The sequence below is a fragment of the Paenibacillus sp. HGF5 genome (assembly GCF_000204455.1).
In the GTDB taxonomy this organism is placed as follows: domain Bacteria; phylum Bacillota; class Bacilli; order Paenibacillales; family Paenibacillaceae; genus Paenibacillus_AQ; species Paenibacillus_AQ lautus_A.
This window is the reverse complement of the sequence record NZ_AEXS01000129.1, coordinates 16,253-33,931: the sequence shown is the minus strand read 5'-3', so window position 1 is coordinate 33,931 and position 17,679 is coordinate 16,253. Positions and strand designations below refer to the sequence as shown.

The 17,679-nt window shown below is 49.1% G+C and carries 16 protein-coding genes; 11 read left to right on the top strand and 5 right to left on the bottom strand.

From position 1 onward, the window contains the following. Positions 1-3: 3 nt before the first annotated feature. Positions 4-1,740 (top strand): ABC transporter ATP-binding protein, encoded by a 1,737-nt coding sequence (locus HMPREF9412_RS19830; protein WP_036672874.1) that lies wholly within the window; start codon positions 4-6, stop codon positions 1,738-1,740. Positions 1,741-1,858: 118 nt separating this feature from the next. Here HMPREF9412_RS19830 and HMPREF9412_RS19825 read toward each other — a convergent pair whose 3' ends face one another. Together HMPREF9412_RS19825 and HMPREF9412_RS19820 are read right to left on the bottom strand one after the other, a co-directional pair. Then, positions 1,859-2,683, bottom strand: a complete 825-nt coding sequence (locus HMPREF9412_RS19825; protein WP_009593493.1) for a TerC family protein — start codon at positions 2,681-2,683, stop codon at positions 1,859-1,861. A gap of 275 nt (positions 2,684-2,958) precedes the next feature. Further along, positions 2,959-3,873: a DMT family transporter gene (locus HMPREF9412_RS19820; protein ID WP_009593564.1), complete on the bottom strand. Its 915-nt coding sequence runs from the start codon at positions 3,871-3,873 to the stop codon at positions 2,959-2,961. Positions 3,874-4,000: 127 nt separating this feature from the next. Here HMPREF9412_RS19820 and HMPREF9412_RS19815 point away from each other — a divergent pair, with 127 nt between their 5' ends. The 3 genes from HMPREF9412_RS19815 (at position 4,001) to HMPREF9412_RS19805 (ending at position 6,781) form a co-directional block, all read left to right on the top strand. Continuing rightward, entirely contained in the window at positions 4,001-4,870 is an 870-nt protein-coding gene (locus HMPREF9412_RS19815; RefSeq protein ID WP_009593533.1) for a LysR family transcriptional regulator, read from the top strand. A 158-nt stretch (positions 4,871-5,028) separates the two neighbouring features. Continuing rightward, positions 5,029-5,622, top strand: coding sequence for an RNA polymerase sigma factor (locus HMPREF9412_RS19810; protein ID WP_009593543.1), 594 nt, complete (start codon positions 5,029-5,031; stop codon positions 5,620-5,622). Next, positions 5,588-6,781: a DUF4179 domain-containing protein gene (locus tag HMPREF9412_RS19805; RefSeq protein ID WP_009593532.1), complete on the top strand. Its 1,194-nt coding sequence runs from the start codon at positions 5,588-5,590 to the stop codon at positions 6,779-6,781. Before HMPREF9412_RS19810 ends, HMPREF9412_RS19805 begins: the two co-directional genes overlap by 35 nt. Positions 6,782-6,846: 65 nt before the next feature. Here HMPREF9412_RS19805 and HMPREF9412_RS19800 read toward each other — a convergent pair whose 3' ends face one another. Then, entirely contained in the window at positions 6,847-7,431 is a 585-nt protein-coding gene (locus tag HMPREF9412_RS19800; protein WP_085981275.1) for a flavin reductase family protein, read from the bottom strand. A gap of 132 nt (positions 7,432-7,563) precedes the next feature. Between HMPREF9412_RS19800 and HMPREF9412_RS19795 the strand changes: the two genes are divergently transcribed. Then, a complete protein-coding gene (locus HMPREF9412_RS19795; protein ID WP_009593529.1) occupies positions 7,564-8,253 on the top strand; it encodes an ArsR/SmtB family transcription factor in 690 nt (229 codons plus the stop codon). 95 nt (positions 8,254-8,348) lie between these two features. On the opposite strand, the gene HMPREF9412_RS19790 is transcribed toward HMPREF9412_RS19795, so the two are convergent. Further along, on the bottom strand, positions 8,349-8,888 hold the full coding sequence (locus HMPREF9412_RS19790) for an NADPH-dependent FMN reductase (protein WP_009593544.1): 540 nt from the start codon (positions 8,886-8,888) through the stop codon (positions 8,349-8,351). A 310-nt stretch (positions 8,889-9,198) separates the two neighbouring features. Here HMPREF9412_RS19790 and HMPREF9412_RS19785 point away from each other — a divergent pair, with 310 nt between their 5' ends. Next, positions 9,199-10,371, top strand: a complete 1,173-nt coding sequence (locus tag HMPREF9412_RS19785) for a GNAT family N-acetyltransferase (RefSeq protein WP_009593572.1) — start codon at positions 9,199-9,201, stop codon at positions 10,369-10,371. A 127-nt stretch (positions 10,372-10,498) separates the two neighbouring features. Here HMPREF9412_RS19785 and HMPREF9412_RS19780 read toward each other — a convergent pair whose 3' ends face one another. Then, positions 10,499-11,191, bottom strand: coding sequence for a DUF421 domain-containing protein (locus HMPREF9412_RS19780; RefSeq protein ID WP_009593534.1), 693 nt, complete (start codon positions 11,189-11,191; stop codon positions 10,499-10,501). Positions 11,192-11,501: 310 nt separating this feature from the next. On the opposite strand from HMPREF9412_RS19780, the gene HMPREF9412_RS32990 reads away from it, so the two are divergent. The 5 genes from HMPREF9412_RS32990 (at position 11,502) to HMPREF9412_RS19755 (ending at position 17,610) form a co-directional block, all read left to right on the top strand. Further along, positions 11,502-11,648 (top strand): hypothetical protein, encoded by a 147-nt coding sequence (locus HMPREF9412_RS32990; RefSeq protein ID WP_036672871.1) that lies wholly within the window; start codon positions 11,502-11,504, stop codon positions 11,646-11,648. Between the two features lie 451 nt (positions 11,649-12,099). Beyond that, a complete protein-coding gene (gene thrS, locus HMPREF9412_RS19770; protein WP_009593490.1) occupies positions 12,100-14,010 on the top strand; it encodes a threonine--tRNA ligase in 1,911 nt (636 codons plus the stop codon). A 132-nt stretch (positions 14,011-14,142) separates the two neighbouring features. Next, entirely contained in the window at positions 14,143-14,652 is a 510-nt protein-coding gene (locus HMPREF9412_RS19765; protein ID WP_036672841.1) for a ClbS/DfsB family four-helix bundle protein, read from the top strand. 221 nt (positions 14,653-14,873) lie between these two features. After that, positions 14,874-15,995: a glycoside hydrolase family 88 protein gene (locus HMPREF9412_RS19760; protein ID WP_009593556.1), complete on the top strand. Its 1,122-nt coding sequence runs from the start codon at positions 14,874-14,876 to the stop codon at positions 15,993-15,995. Next, positions 15,985-17,610 (top strand): alginate lyase family protein, encoded by a 1,626-nt coding sequence (locus tag HMPREF9412_RS19755; protein ID WP_009593505.1) that lies wholly within the window; start codon positions 15,985-15,987, stop codon positions 17,608-17,610. Before HMPREF9412_RS19760 ends, HMPREF9412_RS19755 begins: the two co-directional genes overlap by 11 nt. Positions 17,611-17,679: the final 69 nt, after the last annotated feature.

Genomic DNA, 17,679 nt, shown 5'->3' with positions numbered 1-17,679 from the left:
GATTTGAATTCTCGGACCAAGAAATTTTTATCCTATTATAAACCGTACCTGGGGTTATTATTTGCAGATTTGGCATGTGCTTTTGTTGTCTCGGCCATTACGCTGACGCTTCCGCTCTGTATACGATACATCACCATCAACGTGCTGGAAGGGAATTCTCAAAGCCCGCTGATTCAAATCTATGCGGTGGGTGCCGTCATGCTGGCTATGGTCATCATCCATACTCTGTGCGATATGTTCATTTCATACAAAGGACATATGATGGGGGCTTATATGGAAAGTGACATGAGACGGGAGCTGTTTGACCATTTTCAGAAGCTGTCCTTTGGATTCTACGATGAGCACAAAACCGGGCAGCTCATGACACGCACCACCAATGACATTCTGTCGCTGACCGAATTGTATCACCATGGTCCCGAAGATATCGTCATTTCCGTTCTGAAGTTCCTGGGTGCATTCATCATTTTAATGTATATCGACGTGAAGCTTACCCTGATCGTATTTCTCTTTCTCCCGGTCATGGCCGCGTTTGCTTTTTATTATAATAAGAAGATGAACGTGGCGTTGCGGGTAAGCAAGGACCGGATCGAGGATATCAACGCACAAGTAGAGGATTCTCTTTCGGGTATCCGCGTGGTGAAGTCGTTTACGAACGAGCATATAGAGAAGGGGAAATTCGCCTATGCCAACAAGCGGTTCGTTGACAGCAGAAGGGAAGGGTATAAGAGCGAAACGTACTTTCACGAAGGGCTGGTCGGTTTTACCCAACTTATTACGATTACCGTTATTGTGTTCGGCGGAGCCGCAATCGTGGATGCCTCGCTGGAACTGGCGGATTTGCTGACCTTTTTCTTATGCATCGGCATTCTGATCGAACCGATCCAGCGCATGGTTAATTTCGCCAGACTGTACCAGGAAGGCATTACGGGATTTGACAGGTTCATGGAGATCCTTGAGGTAGAACCCGATATCGAGGATGCCGATTTTGCCGAGACGATCACGCAGGTTCAGGGGAACATCGAGTTTCAGAATGTCAGCTTCAGATACAAGGACCGCTATGGATTCGTGCTGAACCAGGTCTCGCTAAACATCAAGCCTGGCGAGTATGTTGCTCTTGTTGGTCCCTCAGGCGTAGGCAAGACCACGCTGTGTTCGCTGATTCCGCGTTTTTATGAAGTAAGTGAAGGACGCATACTGCTGGATGGGCGCGATATCCGGGAGGTTACGCAGCACTCCTTAAGAAAAAATATCGGGATCGTGCAGCAGGATGTATATTTGTTTGCCGGCTCCGTCTTCGATAACATCCGGTATGGAAACATGGAGGCCAGCGAGGATGAGATCATCGCAGCAGCCAAAAGAGCGAATGCCCATGATTTCATCATGGCATTGCCGGACGGTTATGAAACGGATATCGGCCAGCGAGGCGTCAAGCTCTCCGGAGGACAGAAGCAGCGGCTAAGCATTGCGCGTGTGTTCCTGAAGGACCCGCCGATCCTCATATTTGACGAAGCGACCAGCTCCCTGGACAATGAAAGCGAGAGAGCGGTCCAAGATTCGCTGGAACGGTTAAGCGATAATCGAACAACGCTTGTCATCGCTCATCGGTTGACAACGGTTCGGAATGCGCAGCGAATCGTCGTATTGTCCGAAGACGGGATCCAAGAACAGGGCACGCATGAAGAATTACTTGCCCGTCAAGGCGCTTATGCGAATTTATATCAGATGCAATTGACAATCTAAGCATGAAGAAAGGCGATTTGTGAACGGTTGAAGCACCGTCAGCAAATCGCCTTGTCTTGTTTGGAATCATGTTATGAAGTTGCCTCGTGCCTGGTATACATTGCACGCGGAAGGGAATTTAGCCTTGCAGCGTTTTACCCGGCTGTTGTTCTTCCACTTCCTTGATGGCATTGTCTTCATCCTGTACTTTCTCTTTCGAAGAGCTAAACCATCCGATCACGGCAATCAGCACGAGAACGATGTAGAAGGAAGCCTTCCAAATCGAGCTCTCAGGGAAGTGATGGTCGATTAGGGCTACATCAGGGTGTGCAAGGGTAATTACAGCAAGCTTGACGCCTACCCAACCAACGATCAGAAATGCCGCCACTTCCAGTCCGGGACGCTGCTGCAGCAATTTTACGAAGTAGGATGCCGCAAAGCGCATGATGATCAAACCAATGAATCCGCCCAGGAAGATGACGATGAATTGACCTCCATCCAGGCCGCCGATGTTCGCCAATCCGCTTGGCGGCAATGCAACCGCCAACGCAACGGCTGCGAGGATCGAGTCTACGGCAAACGCGATGTCCGCCACTTCGACCTTGAAGACGGTCATCCAAAAGCCGGATTGCTTCTTGGGCTTGTCCGGTTTCGGTTTTGCGTCTTCCGTCGGTTTCTTGCCTTTAATAAAGTGTTTCAACGTGTGATTGATCGAAATGTAGAGAAGATAGAGTGCGCCGATGGCTTGTACCTGCCATACATCCACCAGGAACGAGATTAAGAACAGCGATCCGATCCGGAACACAAAGGCTCCGAGCAGCCCGTAGAATAAAGCCTTTTTGCGCTGGTTCTCCGGTAAATGTTTGACCATGATGGCAAGGACCAGCGCATTATCCGCCGCCAGCAATCCTTCCAGTGCGATGAGCACTAACAGTACCCATCCATACTCCAATAAAAGCTCCATGCCATTTCCTCCTTGTTGTATTATTGAAGGCACAAAAAAGACCTCCACCGGCAGGTGAAGGCCTTTTGAAATCAAAAAGAGACCTTCACCACAGAGTGTGTGGTAAAGGTCTCGCAAACAACGTATCGTTGCCAACAAAGCCGGGGACATTTCCCGTAATGACGACTTTGCTGTGACAGCTACTCCCCTTTAATCACGTTCCTGCATAACTGATATCGCCCTCAGTTAAGCCGTGATATAAAGATATAAATTTTTTAGGGATAAGTCAAGCTTTTTTACTTGAATTCAGCGGAATAGGACTCCAACGCTACGGGGCTGTTATTCATGGCCGACCGTTTCCTGAAGTTCACATCAATGCTGGATAGAACAACGCTAAGAAGGACAAGCGCAGCTCCTGCATACTGGTTGGCATCCATGACCTCGTTGGCAAACCAGTATCCGAACAGCGCGGCGAATACAGGTTCCAGAGAGAACACGAGACCCGTACGGGTGGCGGTTGTATACTTCTGGGCGATCGTCTGGAAGATGAACCCCAATCCGCTGCATACGACGCTGAGGACCAGGACAGCCGTCCATGAGTCGGTGGAGCTTGGCCATACCGGTGTTTCCAAGAGAAGAGACGAGAGGAACGCATACAATCCGGTAAATCCCAGCTGCAGGATGCCGAGGCTTAACGCGTCGACCTTCTGTGCAGCCGTGCTGACGATATTGATATGAAGCGCATAACATAATGCCGCCGCTATGCAGAACAGGTCCCCGATCTTAAATGCAAAAGGGAGCTGGATGGTCAGCAGTGCGATGCCCGTTAAGGCCAGCAAAATACTGACGATCCGTTTCTTCTCTATTTTTTTCCTAAAGAGGAACGTATGTATCAATGGGACAAACACCACCGTTAAGCTGATCAAAAATCCGGCATTGGATGCTGTCGTTGTTTTCAAGCCAAAGGTCAAGGCAGTGAACATGATAAACAAAATAAAGCCCAGGAGCATGGCGTAACGGATCGTCTTCAGGTTAACCCGGCGCAAGCGCGGGAAAAAAATCGCTCCTGCAAGCATAAAGGCCAATCCAAATCGTAGGGCTATCAAATTGAACGCTCCCAGCGAATCCAGTCCCATTTTCATAAATAGATAGGACGAGCCCCAACACATGGTGATAAACAAAATCATAAGATCGGCCTTCAGCGGTTTCAAGTTCTTCCTCCTCCTTCAAGTGATTGAACAGAATCAGTATACTCACGTACAATAGACAAGTAAAACGAATGTTTTTCATAATAAACATGAGTAAAATTCATGTATAAAATAGGCTGGAGGATTCTCTGTGAGTATTAATAAATTCAAAGTTCTATTAAAGGTCGTCGAGCTCGGAAGCTTGACCAAAGCCGCCGAAGTGATGGGATTTACGCAGTCCGGCGTCAGCCATATGATCAACAGCCTGGAAGATGAGTTCGGCTTCTCGCTGCTGGTTCGAAACCGTTCAGGCGCGAAGCTGACGACCAATGGCGAGGAGATGGTAAAGACGATGCGGGAAATATTGAAATGGAACGAGCATTTGGAGCAGCAGGTGGCTTCCATTCATGGAATCGAGCTGGGAACCATTCACATCGGTACCTTTACCAGCGTCGGCGTTCACTGGCTGCCTGGGATTATCCAGGATTTCCAGCGGGATTATCCCCATATCGAGATTCGTTTGGTTGAAGGAGATTATCGGGAAATTGAGGATTGGATCGCGGAGGGCAAGATTGATTGCGGCTTTCTGTCACTTCCGACGTGGGATATATTCGATGCGATTCCGCTGCATCAAGACCCGATGCTCGTACTGCTGCCAATGGAACATCCGCTTAGCTCCGAGGACTCCATTACGTTAACCCAAATTGAGAATGAACCGTTTATTATGCCCAGCAAAGGCTCCGATTACGATGTGAACCGGGTGCTGGAGAAAGCCCCGACCCAGCCGGATATCAAATATACGCTTGGGGACGATTATGCCATTATGGCCATGGTGGAGAAGGGCCTGGGCATCAGCATTCTTCCCGAACTTGTGCTGCGAGGGCAGCGGCGGAATATACGGCTGATCGAATTGAAGGAGAAGAGCTTCAGATCGCTTGGCATTGCGGTAAGCTCCTTGCGGGAAGTATCTCCGGCAACGAAACGATTCTTGAATTATGTTAAGAGTTATCCCAAGCTGTAGCTGCTAAACGGACGCTAAATGAAGCTCATACCCAGCATCCAGGCTCTATTACAAGGCAAGAGCTTCGTTCATGTTATATCACCACATAAAACAATTCGTGTCACAACGACGCTTGTTAGGATTGTTATATAGGTAAACAAAGAAGGAGGTGAGCTCGCTTGCAGCCAACCATCCCCGGGGAAGCGGAAGGAAAAAGAGAAGCCATTGAAGCGGTTGTAGAACAAGTCAAAGCAGGAGACAAGCAAGCATACCAAGCGATCATAATCCAGTTTGAGCGGCAGATGTACACGTACTGCTACTATATTCTCAAAAATCATGCGGAGACCGAAGATGCGGTACAAGAGATTTTTATTCGTGCCTATGAACATCTTCATCAGTACAAGAGACAAGTGTCTTTCTCCGCCTGGTTGTATAAAATGGCCTATCATCATTTGATCAATATCAAAAAGAAGCAGAGCCGCTTTTTTAACCTGATCGAGCATTGCAAGGAACAGCAGCCGGTTATGCAAATATCTCAGCACGAGCCGGTTGTGTACGAGCTGTTAAGCTACCTGACAGCAGAAGAACGACACATACTGCTGCTGAAGGCGGTTGAACAGTATACCTTCGAGGAAATCAGCGACATTATGGGAATCAAATCAGCAACGATACGAAAGAAGTATGAACGGTTACGGCATAAACTGATGGACCGAATAAGCCAAAAAGGAGAGGTGGCACGTGGGACAATCGCCGAAACAAACGGAATTCGCTGAAATGAATGCACTAGAAGAAATGATTCGTGAATCGTCTTTATCGAAGAGAAGTATGAGTGATCAAATCATGAACCGAATTGGAGAGCGTGAAATGACAAGATTATCAACCAAACCTAAACCGAATGTTATTAAAAGAACGATACTCGTTGCGTCCGCAGCAGCTGTGCTGGGAGGAACCGTGATCGGTTCGGGGTTTGTATCGCCGGTGATGGCAGCAACCCTGAAGCAAATTCCGATGCTCGGCGTGATATTCGAAGGAACCAGCGAAGATGCAGTTAAAGCTGCTATAGAGCAAGGGATTCTATCCGAACCAAACTTGAGTGTAACTCACGATGGCGTGACGTTGAAGGTAGCTGACGTTATATATGATGGAACCCGGTTGTCCATTATCCTGGAGCGCGAGGGGGTGGATTTACCGGGTACAGCTTCTCCGTATATTAGCGAAGATGCTACGTTAATTGGTAATCAGGATAGTGAGTATGTTAAGTCGAGAAAAGTAGCTAAGGAAGATCAGGAAAAAGGCTATATCGAAATGCCGCGAATTCTGGTAGACGGACAAGAAGTGGCGATGGGCGAGGGGAACTTTGGAGATTATCCGCAACAGGACAATGCCTATATCGTTGAGCTTACCAAGGGTCTGAAATTACCCGATCAATTCGAGCTGACCATTCAGGCCAACGTAACTCAAGTGAATGAAACCTTTGAATTCAAGGTCCCTGTGAATGTCACTAATAAATCGGTTGTCGTGAAGCCTGACCAGGCTACGAAATCGGATGGACCATTCAGTTATACCGTCAAGCAATTGGATATTTCACCAGTATCGACCCGCTTGGTACTGGACAGTAAAGGCGAGGTGCCGTCTTCTGCAGAGCAAACAGGCGATTACAGCGCGAGCATGGTCTATTATGAGCTGGTGGATGATCAAGGAAATGTGCTGACTCCGCGGAAGTTTGATTACTTTAACAGCAAGCCGGAGACCGAATATCATATCGATCAACTGTACAGTCCTGTAAACGGAACTCCGAAATCCATCACGATTAAACCGTTTACCCTGACCGTAAACAACAAGGATTGGAGCGTTGTCGGTCAAGGGAAGGACAGCTTCGGAGATAAAACATACCTGCAGGATCTGGAAATGACCATTCCGGTCAAGCCGTAAACCACAAGCACGAACAGGATTGGCCCGCCATACATGGCGGGCCTCTTCCTTATGCTCCTCGAATATTAGGTTTCGGCTCGAAAGCTTTTGCCTACTGACGGGCCGAGCCCATAATAGTGCCGGAAATTGTAGATGAGCGGACTCCATTTGCCGGGGTCAATGTGTTGTTCATTCATGATGATGCTGCGATGGGCATGCACCTGAACAGCCTGTGTTTCGACAATGGCAAAAAAGGGCGAGTCGTCAGGCAGCCGAATGTGGTTCACCTTGGCTTCAATCTGGATCGGGCATTCCATGATACGAGACGGCCTGACGGTGACGGAATCCGCAGGCGTTAATCCGCTATGCGCATATTTATCTTTTTCATATGTGAATCCGCTCTTCAGCTTATAGTCCGGAACGGGGTGTTTCCCTGTCAACGGGGCTAATCGTTCGACATTCTCCCACAAGGAAGGATCCGGAATATTGATGACGCATTCAGGATGCCGTTCCAGGTTCTCAATCGCCTTGCCCCCGAGCCCGATGCCAAGAATAATATGTTCTCCCAGCGCCCATGATGAGGAGATGGGGCTGATATTGACGGTGCCATCTTCATTCAGGGTGTTGAGCAAAATAACCGGGGTTCCATAGTATAGGATTTTTGGTTTAATTAGTTAGGTGTCAATCATTTGAGCAGTTTTTTTCATAAAACGTTCCTCCTATTAACTTTCTATCCTAAATCATTGTAAAATAGAAAATGTTCGATGCTCATCGAAATATGGATTACATCAGGAGGGATGGAGATGAATGCGAGTCCGAACATAGCGCAGGTAGCCTCACTCATAAGCGATGCATCGAGAGCGGCCATCATGACCGTCTTATTGGATGGGCGTTACCACCCGGCAGGAGAGCTGGCCTACATGGCAAATATCAAACCGCAAACGGCTAGCTTTCATTTATCCAAAATGGTTGCGGCAAATCTGGTGGCCGTCGAAAAACAGGGAAGGCATCGTTATTACGGAATAGAGAACCAGGAGGTTGCCCGGATCATGGAGACCTTACTATCGATAACGCCTCCCGTTGAAATAAGATCATTCAACCAAGCATTGGAGCACGAAGCCATTCGCCATGCAAGGACTTGCTACGATCATCTTGCGGGGAGTTTGGGAATACAATTGACGGATTCGCTTCTCAGTGCAGGGATTTTATCCGAAGTGGATCATCAATTTACGGTTACCGAAAAAGGAGAAGGCTTCTTCAAGGCGTTTCAAATCGATCTGGAGCGCGTGAAGAGAAAACGCCGCTCCTTCACGCACCGATGCTTGGACTGGAGTGAAAGACGCCATCACCTTGCCGGGGCGCTGGGCCATGCGCTGTTGGAAAGACTATTGGAATTAGGTTGGGTACAACGCATGCCAAAAACCCGGGCCATTAAAATCACGCCCGAGGGCAAGAATGGGCTAAACGAAACGTTTCATATTGATATCGAATAGGCGCAGGTTTTCGGTATGAAGCGTGGATGCCAGAAAAAAAGGACTGCCGCCGCCTCATCGGAAGATGAAGCGGCGGCAGTCCTATTTATTAGAGATTAGCGCAGTGTCTTCAAAGCACCGCTCCAAGCAAGCACTTGGTCAAGCATGCCATTCAGGTTGACTAGATGCAGATCAGCCGGTTTGAAGACGGAGCCGTTCTCGAAATCAGTGAATAACGAGAGGGCAGGATGTACGCGAACGTCCGCTACGGACAGCTCGCCCAGGATTCCGCGCAAATGCTCGGCAGCGCGTGCGCCGCCAACAGAACCGTAACTCACGATGCCTGCAGCTTTATTGTTCCATGCCTCACGGGCATAATCGAGTGCGTTCTTCAATGAGCCGGAAATACTGTGGTTGTACTCCTGAACGATGAATACAAAGCCGTCCAAACTTGCAAGTTTGGTATTCCAAGCCGTTGCTTGTTCAGTCGCGTCGGCTTCGCCCAAAAGCGGAAGCTTGTAATCCGCGATATCTACGATTTCGTAGTTTGCATCTCCGCGCTCGTCAGCGATACGTTTAACCCACTCACCTACTTGCGGACTTAAACGACCTTGACGGGTACTGCCTAAAATAATACCGATATTCAATTTGGACACTGTTCTTACCTCCCGATTATTCTGAATATATTGTGATCATGGTGTGCTTGTTATTTTGCATGAGCTAATCATAATCTTAGTGGGTTATCTTTGTCAAGTAGCTTACTAAAAGTTTGTGTAAAATATTCTAAGTTTTTTTGTATTCATGCACGGGTGAATATTCACCTGAAATCGGACGGTGTTTTGTACCGCATAGACAGCTGCGATGTTATACTGGTCATGTGCCTCGGAACCCACTTTTTCGTGCCGGGATAACACGCGTCAGTTCAGCAATTAACGTACATATGAAGATTGGAGAGGTGAAGCAAGAATGGAACTTAGACAATTAAGAACGGATGAATTTGACATCAGCACGAAATTATCCGAATATGCCTTTCAATATACGCTGACGCCGGAGCAGCGAGAGTCCAATCAGAAGCATTTTAAACCAGAGCGATTCTGGGGGATTTTTGACGGGGAAGAGCTGCAGGCGAAACTGACCATCATTCCGCTGCAGGTCTATTTGCAGGGGAACACTTTCGCTATGGGCGGCATTGCGGGCGTGGCAACATGGCCGGAGAACCGCAGACAGGGACATGTCTCGACGCTGCTTAAGCATGCATTGCAAGAGATGAAGGGCAAGGGACAGACCCTTTCCTTCCTGCATCCGTTCTCGATCCCGTTTTATCGCAAGTTTGGCTGGGAATTGTTCGCGGAATATTATAAGTACGTCATTCCGGTGTCCAAATTTCCGCGTAAAGTGGAGGTGCCGGGCCGCGTTGTAAGAGATGTAAACGACATTGCTGTACTGGATGGCATGTATCAGGCCTTTGTCAGCCGGTATAACGGTACCCTTGTGCGCGAAGAGGCATGGTGGACAAGATTCGTCCTGCAGGGAGACAATCACAGCGTTGTTTATTATTCTGCCGAGGGCAAACCGACGGGCTATGCGTTATATGAGCTAAAAGACAAAGAACTGGTGTGCGATGAATTTGTTTTCCTGAATGAAGAAGCCCGAAGCGGACTCTGGACTTTTTTTGCGAACCATGATTCCAGGATCGAGCAGGTGACCATGACGATGGTGCCGACGGATGACCAGCTGCCCTATATGCTGCCGGATCCACGCGTTACCCGGGAAACGGTTCCTTACTTCATGGCCCGTATCGTGGATTTACAATCCTTCGTGGAGCAGTATGCATTTGAAGCGGGTCGGGAGGCTGTCCTGACCATCGAGGTGGAGGATTCCGCAGCGCCTTGGAATGCAGGCCTGTGGAGGCTGTCGGTGAATGGAGAGGGGAACGCGGAGCTATCGGAGCTCCCATCCGATCGAGGGGAGCAGGCGGATCTGTCTACCGACATTCAGACGCTGTCGGCCTTGTTTACCGGATATAAAAGACCGCAGGCACTGTATTCCATCCACCGCCTGACCGGGGATGCTAAGGCTGCAGCACAGCTGGAAACGATGATTCCTGCAGGCCAAACCCACCTCATGGATTTCTTTTGAGAAAGGGATAGAACTTGGTGCTCCGGAAGAATATCGTCGAATTCGCTTTGTCGTTAAAATATACGAAACACGCAAAAAAGCCTGGGAATCAGGCTTTTTTGCGTTGCGATCATCTAAGGGTATAAGTTCAATCCTGAACCTCTTTTTTGGAGAAGACATAGAGCTTTCCGTCATCCCCATATTCCGCGTATGCGATATCTTCCAAGGATTCAAAACCTTGCTCCCGCGCTTTCGATTGAATATCGTTGTGTTCGATGTGCTTGCCCAGCATGGATTCCTCGAGCAGTCTTCCCTTATCGACAACCGTTACCGTAAAGGGATCCGGCTTGGCTTCGATGCCAAGATCCTGGGCCGTCGGCGGCTCGTATTCGGGTTTGCGCATGACGGATAGCGAGCCGTCCGTTTCCAGAATGGCGTATTTGACTTCGGTTAATGAGAAAATATTTTGCCTTCTGAGCATGGACAGCAGCTGTTTATATTCCATGTCGTATTTATCGAGCAGCTTTTGGTTCAGCTTTCCGTTATCGATCAGAAGAACCGCCCGCCCTTCCGTTAAATAGCCGAACTTGACAAAGTGCGTGGTTGCCTTCTCGAAGAGGAAAGACATGGTTGTCCATAACGCTAGAGCGAATAACAAATGGGACAATTTTACTTTATCATCATAGAGGCTTGCCCCAACGATTTCACTCAGGATTAAGGAAGATAAGAAGTCAAGCGGTGTAAGCTGACTGATGGTTTTGCGCCCAGTAACAAACGTGATGATCCATAGCCCGAAAAAGCTGATGATCAGTTTGACTCCTAAATCGATAAACATATCCATGGACAACCCTCCTTGGGAAGCAGTGTAATATGGTAAGTTATTAAACGTTTTCGCTTCACGCAGAAACAAGGGAGATTTATCCGGCTAGGGTATTCATTGACGCAATGAACAATATTCAATTATCGATCTTTATGAATGAAAAGCTGCTGGTTAGCAGCGGCTTTTTTGTTTTCAGTTATGGATTCATTCGTGAATTTGACAACTTCTCAATAGACGCTTGAAAGTGACGCGGCGTCATCTTGTAAGATATAATTCGTCAACGAAAATCACGGAGAATGTCATACATATCGACAAGAGGGAGATGGGAGAATTGAAAAAGGGAGATATCATTATTTACGCTTGCGTCATCATCGGAGCCGGGATCGGTTTAACGTTAGACCATGCTTTTCCGGGTGTTCTGGTCGGTTTGGGTATTGGATATTTGATCAAAATGACACTGAAGGACGAGGAATCGTAAACATGGAAAAGATGCTGACATAGGATACTTGAGGGAGAGAAATGTTATCCAAATTAACATCCAACTATCTTTGAAATTAGGTTTGACAATTAGAAAAAACTGACTTATAGTACTTTACTATCAGCAACGATCAAAGACATGATTCGTGAAACGACCTGTCCAGAGAGAGAGGCGATTGGTGAAAGCTTCTTCCGCGCTTGTTTCTTGAATTACCCCTTTGTAGCTGTGTTTTTGAACCCAGATCGGTCGTTCGACAATCGAAATGGAAACTAGAAAACACCGAATCATCCCCGTTACCGGATGTCTGAATGAGGATCCGACAAAGCGCGCGGCAGTACGAGCGTTTGCCATTTTCGGATCAAATTAGGGTGGAACCACGAGCTGAACGCACTCGTCCCTTAGGGATCGAGTGCTTTTTTGCGTTCAATCTAAATTTGATGGAGGGATCACAATGTCAATTGTAGTAACGCTGCAGGACGGAAGCAAGAAGGAGTATCCTGCACAAACGACGATGATCCAAATCGCGGAATCCATCCATTCAGGACTGAAGAAAAATGCGGTTGCGGCCAAAGTGGATGGCAAACTTGTGGATTTGAATCATGAGCTTCGTGAAGATGCGGAAGTAAGCATCATTACACTGGATTCCGAGGACGGATTGTACGTATACCGGCACAGTACGGCCCATCTGATGGCTCAGGCCGTGAAACGGCTATACGGCAGTGAATCTGTTCATCTTGGGGTGGGGCCGGTCATTGAGGATGGTTTTTATTACGATATGGATCTGGGGCATTCTATTACGGCCGATGACCTGATTGCCATCGAACGAGAAATGCTGAAGATCGTTCAGGAAGACCTGCCGATCCTTCGCAAGGAAGTGGGGCGTAAGGAGGCTGAACGCATATTCCAAGATGATCCGTATAAAACGGAGCTCATACGTGAACTACCGGAGGACGAGGTTATTTCGGTATATGAGCAGGGAGAGTTCGTTGACTTATGCAGAGGGCCGCATCTTCCATCCACGGGCAGAATCAAAGCGTTCAAATTAATGAGTGTGGCGGGTGCTTATTGGCGGGGGAACTCCGACAATAAAATGCTGCAGCGAATCTACGGAACGGCGTTTCCCAAGAAGTCGCAGCTGGATGAGCATTTATTGCTGCTTGAGGAAGCCAAGAAACGGGATCATCGGAAGCTGGGAAAAGAGCTTGGCCTCTTTATGTTTTCGGAAGAAGCGCCCGGCATGCCATTCTTTTTGCCGAACGGGATGATCATTCGCAATGAGCTGGAGCAATTCGCAAGAGGGCTTCAATTCCATCGCGATTACGATGAAGTGCGGACGCCGCTGATGATGAACAAGCGCCTGTGGGAAATGTCCGGTCACTGGGATCACTACAAAGACAATATGTATTTTACGCAAGTAGACGAGACGGAGTATGCGCTGAAGCCGATGAACTGTCCAGGGCATATGTTAGTCTACAAAAACTCTCTGCATTCCTACAGAGAGCTGCCCATTCGCATATCCGAATTCGGTCAGGTTCACCGCCATGAGTTCTCAGGCGCTCTTAACGGCATGATGCGGGTGCGCACGTTCTGTCAAGATGATGCGCATATTTTTGTAAGGCCCGATCAGATCCAGGAAGAAATCAAACAGGTTATCGATTTTATCAGCCAAGTGTATCAAGTCTTTGGCTTTGAATATACAATCGAATTATCGACAAGACCGGAGGATTCCATGGGCTCCGAGGAACTATGGGAGCAAGCGGAGTCTTCGCTGCAGCAGGTACTGGATCAAATGGGACTGCCGTACCGGATTAATGAAGGGGATGGAGCGTTTTACGGACCCAAAATCGACTTTCATATCCTCGATTCCTTAAAGCGGAGCTGGCAGTGCGGCACCATCCAACTGGATTTCCAGTTCCCTGAAAAGTTCGATCTGTCCTATATTGGGGAAGATAATCAGAAGCATCGGCCGGTTGTCATTCACCGGGCGGTGTTTGGATCCATCGAACGTTTTATCGGGATCCTTACGGAACATTACGGCGGAGCCTTCCCGATGTGGCTTGCTCCCGTACAAGTGATGATCATTCCGGTGTCAGATCACTATATCGATTATTCCTTGAAGGTGAAGAAACGTCTGGAGAATGCCGGCATACGGGTGAACGTCGATGTCCGAAATGAAAAGCTGGGTTATAAAATCCGTGAAGCGGGACTGTTGAAAACGCCTTACACGCTTGTCCTTGGCGAGAAGGAAATGGACTCCGATCACGTATCGGTTCGTAAACGGGGCGAGGGCGAGCTTGGAGAAATCGCGATAGATCAAGTCATTGAACGGCTTCGGAACGAGATAGAGTCAAAAGAATATTAATTCTTCGTTATGGCTGCGGCTTTCCGCATAGGGAGCGGGATGATCTTCGTCACCGTGTGCGGCCCCAGGGCATGGTATGATTTGAATGTGCCTGTTAAGCGGTACATGTTAATGATGAAGGAGAGAGTATCGTTGCAAACATACCCGAGCAAAGAGGCTTTCATCGCTGAAATTCGACGAACGTATATGCTGTTTGACCAAGAATTTGATGCTGTTCCGGAGGATAAAAAGAATCATCGCATTGGCGAAGTCGACAGAACGCCGCAAGAAATGATCGCCTATCAGCTTGGTTGGCTGTCTCTCGTCATGAGCTGGGAGCGGGATGAACGAGCCGGCATCGAAGTTACGACGCCAGCCCCTGACTATAAATGGAATCAATTGGGGGCGCTGTATCAGCGTTTCTACCAAGCGTATGACGGCTATTCTTTGGAAGGATTGCGTTTTATGCTGAAGCAGAGGACGGATGAATGGTGCGAATGGATCAACCGGTTGACCGAGGAAGAGCTGTTTCGTCCGGGCGTTCGAAAATGGACGGTAACCAGCGCCAACTGGCCGATGTGGAAATGGCTGCACATCAATTCCGTCGCCCCTTTCAAAAGCTTCAGAACCAAGATCAGAAAGTGGAAAAAGTTCGTCGCGTAACGCTTTACCGCTTCAAGGGCAAAATGGACGATCCGAGGTAAACCTCGGATCGTTTTTTGGTTGGATTAAAGCAGAATGGGAAGGCTTGTTCCTTTTTTACCGCCTAATGTGTGCAAAAGTCAAAATAATGCACATCAAGGCAAAAATCGGCTCTACTAGAACCGGGCGACTCTCCTTATCATGAATCGTAATCAGGATCGATTTGAAGGGAGCAAGGTGTTATGTGGAGCAATGCGATTCAAGATGCCGTTGAGAAAATCCGGAAGAACATGGATGCCTTCGGGGCAAGATTTCCCCACGTCAGCAGGGACGGAGCTTATTTGCTGAATGACAATGACGACTGGACGAACGGCTTCTGGAGCGGCCTGCTCTGGCTGTGTTATGAATACACAGGCGACGAGGCCTTTAGATTGGGAGCAAAACGAACGGTGGAAGATTTTCGCCGCCGCTTTGCAGAAAAGAAGGTGCTTGATCATCACGATATCGGGTTCCTGTATTCCTTGTCCTCCAAAGCGGAATGGATCGTCGAGAAGGACGAGAGTGCCCGCCAGTTGACGCTTCAGGCTGCGGATCTGCTGCTGAAACGCTGGCGTCCAAGCGGAGGATATATTCAAGCCTGGGGTCCGGAAGGAGACGAACAGGAAGGCGGCCGCATCATTATCGATTGCTTGATGAATCTGCCGCTGCTGTTCTGGGCGGGACAACAAACCGGAAAGTCCCAATATCGGGAAATTGCAATCATGCAGGCGGAGAAGACAAGGCGCTATCTGGTACGGGGAGACGACAGCTCATACCATACCTTTTTCTTCGATCCCCATACGGGGGAGCCGATCGGCGGTGCCACGCATCAAGGCTATACGAACGGTTCGACCTGGACGCGGGGACAAGCATGGGGGGTATATGGCTTCGCGCTGGCTTATCGATACACCGGAGATCACGCATACCTGGATACTTCCAAACGAATGGCTAAATATTTCCTAAAGCATTTACCGGAGGATCATGTCGCCCTTTGGGACTTTAACGCTCCCGTAACCGCCGAGACTTACCGCGACAGCTCGGCTTCCGCCATCGTGGCAGCAGGCTTGCTGGAACTGGTAGGACATTTGGAGGAGGGGGATCCCGATAGAGCGGAATTTGAACAAGGATTGAAGGATTCCATGACCTCGCTGGTCCGCCACTATTCCACGATCGGCCAAGAAGCGGAAGGCCTGCTGCAGCATGGCTCTTATCATGTGCGCGGCGGATTGTCCCCGGATGATTTCATGATTTGGGGAGATTATTTTTACCTGGAAGCTTTAATTCGGCTGGAGACCGGCAGCAAGGGGTACTGGTATGAACGCTGATGCCATGGAAGCTTCGGCGAATGCTGTTTTAAAGATTTTGAACCTGAAGGACCCCGCTATGGGTTCGATGCAGGATGCAGACGATCAAGGTCATCGGCACGATTTACTGTGTAAACTGCATCAATACTTCACCTGCCGGAGGACACCCGGATGGTGGATGAGCGGCGAGGATAAGCAGTATACCACCGATTACGTGAAGCAATATTGCGCAGATGAACTGGAAACCGTGATGAAGACAGCGGAAGAAGTGGTACAGCAGACGTTCCTGTTCCGTTTTCCGTGGGATATGGAACGGAGCCAAATTCCCGTTATATTTGAAGAAAGCGTGAATTGGTGCCATATTCCCGATCAAGACGCGGAGTGGGCTTACATGCTGAATCGCCACCGCTATTGGGTGGCGCTGGGACAAGCGTATGCAATGACAGGCGACGAGAAGCATGCGGAAGCGTTTTGCCGCCAGCTCGAAGACTGGATCGATCGGAATCCTATCCCTGAAGAGCCGACGACGGATACGCTGACATGGCGGCCGATCGAAGCCGGTCTGCGCAGCGCGAACTGGATCAAGGCACTTCGATACATGATCGGCAGTCCATCCCTGACTCCGTTGCTGCTCGGTAAAGCCCTGATTTCGCTTCATGAGCACGGGGAGTATCTGGCTGCTTCCTTCACCAGCTGGAAGCATATCAGCAACTGGGGTGTTCTGGAAACGTGCGGATTATACCATATCGCACTGTACTTCCCCGAATTTAAGAGCTCGGAACGATGGCGGGAACTAGGGGAAGAGAGACTGAAGGAGACGGCCCGGCTTCAGATCATGGTAGACGGCATTCACTGGGAGCAATCGCCAACGTACCATCATGAGGTGCTGGCTTGTTATCTGGACTGCGTTCACCTCGCCAATCTCAACGGCTTGGAGCTTGACGGCCTATTCCGGCATACGGTACGCGAGATGGCCGAAGCCTCCCTGTACTGGGCAAAGCCGAACCACAGGCAGCCGATGCTGGGAGACAGCGACGACAGCGATATCCGTTCCATTCTGACTTACGCAGCGTGGTTATTTGAGGATCCCGTTCTGCGCTTTGGCGGATATGCTCGGCCGGATTTCGATCATGCCTGGCTGTTCGGCATGGCGGGCATCCGGGATTACGAAGCGATGGTGCCCGCGGAGCCGCCATCCCTGAGCCGAGCTTTTCCCCATTCCGGCCATTATACGATGCGAACGGGCTGGGGCGAAGATGCGCTGTACCTTTATTTTCACTGCGGTCCGCTCGGGGGAGGCCATGGTCACGCCGATATGCTGCACATGGATCTCCATGCATACGGCCGGGATCTGCTCACCGATCTCGGAAGGTATAACTATAGCGACCATACACCGCTGAGAAAAGCTTTAAAGGAGAGTTCAGCTCATAATACAACGGTTGTCGACGGGATCGGGTTTACCGGGGTCAAGGATACCTGGTCTTTCGACCGGATTGCCGGGCCACTGGGCTGCAGATGGATCAGCAAGCCGGAGTTCGATTATGTCGAGGGGGCGCATGACGGCTATCTCTATGAGAGTGATCCGTTGTATCCGCGCAGAAGAATCATCTTTATCAAGCCTTATTTTGGCTGCTGATCGACAGCTTGGCGTGCCTTGAGCAGCATACCTTTACTCAGCATTTTCATTTTCCGCACCCGCCAGGAG

What these genes read in the sequence shown, in the direction of transcription:
- HMPREF9412_RS19795 (WP_009593529.1), top strand. Translation starts at nt 7,564, where the DNA reads ATGAATGCGAGTCCGAACATAGCGCAGGTAGCCTCACTCATAAGCGAT.
- HMPREF9412_RS19825 (WP_009593493.1), bottom strand. Translation starts at nt 2,683, where the DNA reads ATGGAGCTTTTATTGGAGTATGGATGGGTACTGTTAGTGCTCATCGCA.
- thrS (WP_009593490.1), top strand. Translation starts at nt 12,100, where the DNA reads ATGTCAATTGTAGTAACGCTGCAGGACGGAAGCAAGAAGGAGTATCCT.
- HMPREF9412_RS19755 (WP_009593505.1), top strand. Translation starts at nt 15,985, where the DNA reads ATGAACGCTGATGCCATGGAAGCTTCGGCGAATGCTGTTTTAAAGATT.
- HMPREF9412_RS19785 (WP_009593572.1), top strand. Translation starts at nt 9,199, where the DNA reads ATGGAACTTAGACAATTAAGAACGGATGAATTTGACATCAGCACGAAA.
- HMPREF9412_RS19780 (WP_009593534.1), bottom strand. Translation starts at nt 11,191, where the DNA reads ATGGATATGTTTATCGATTTAGGAGTCAAACTGATCATCAGCTTTTTC.
- HMPREF9412_RS19760 (WP_009593556.1), top strand. Translation starts at nt 14,874, where the DNA reads ATGTGGAGCAATGCGATTCAAGATGCCGTTGAGAAAATCCGGAAGAAC.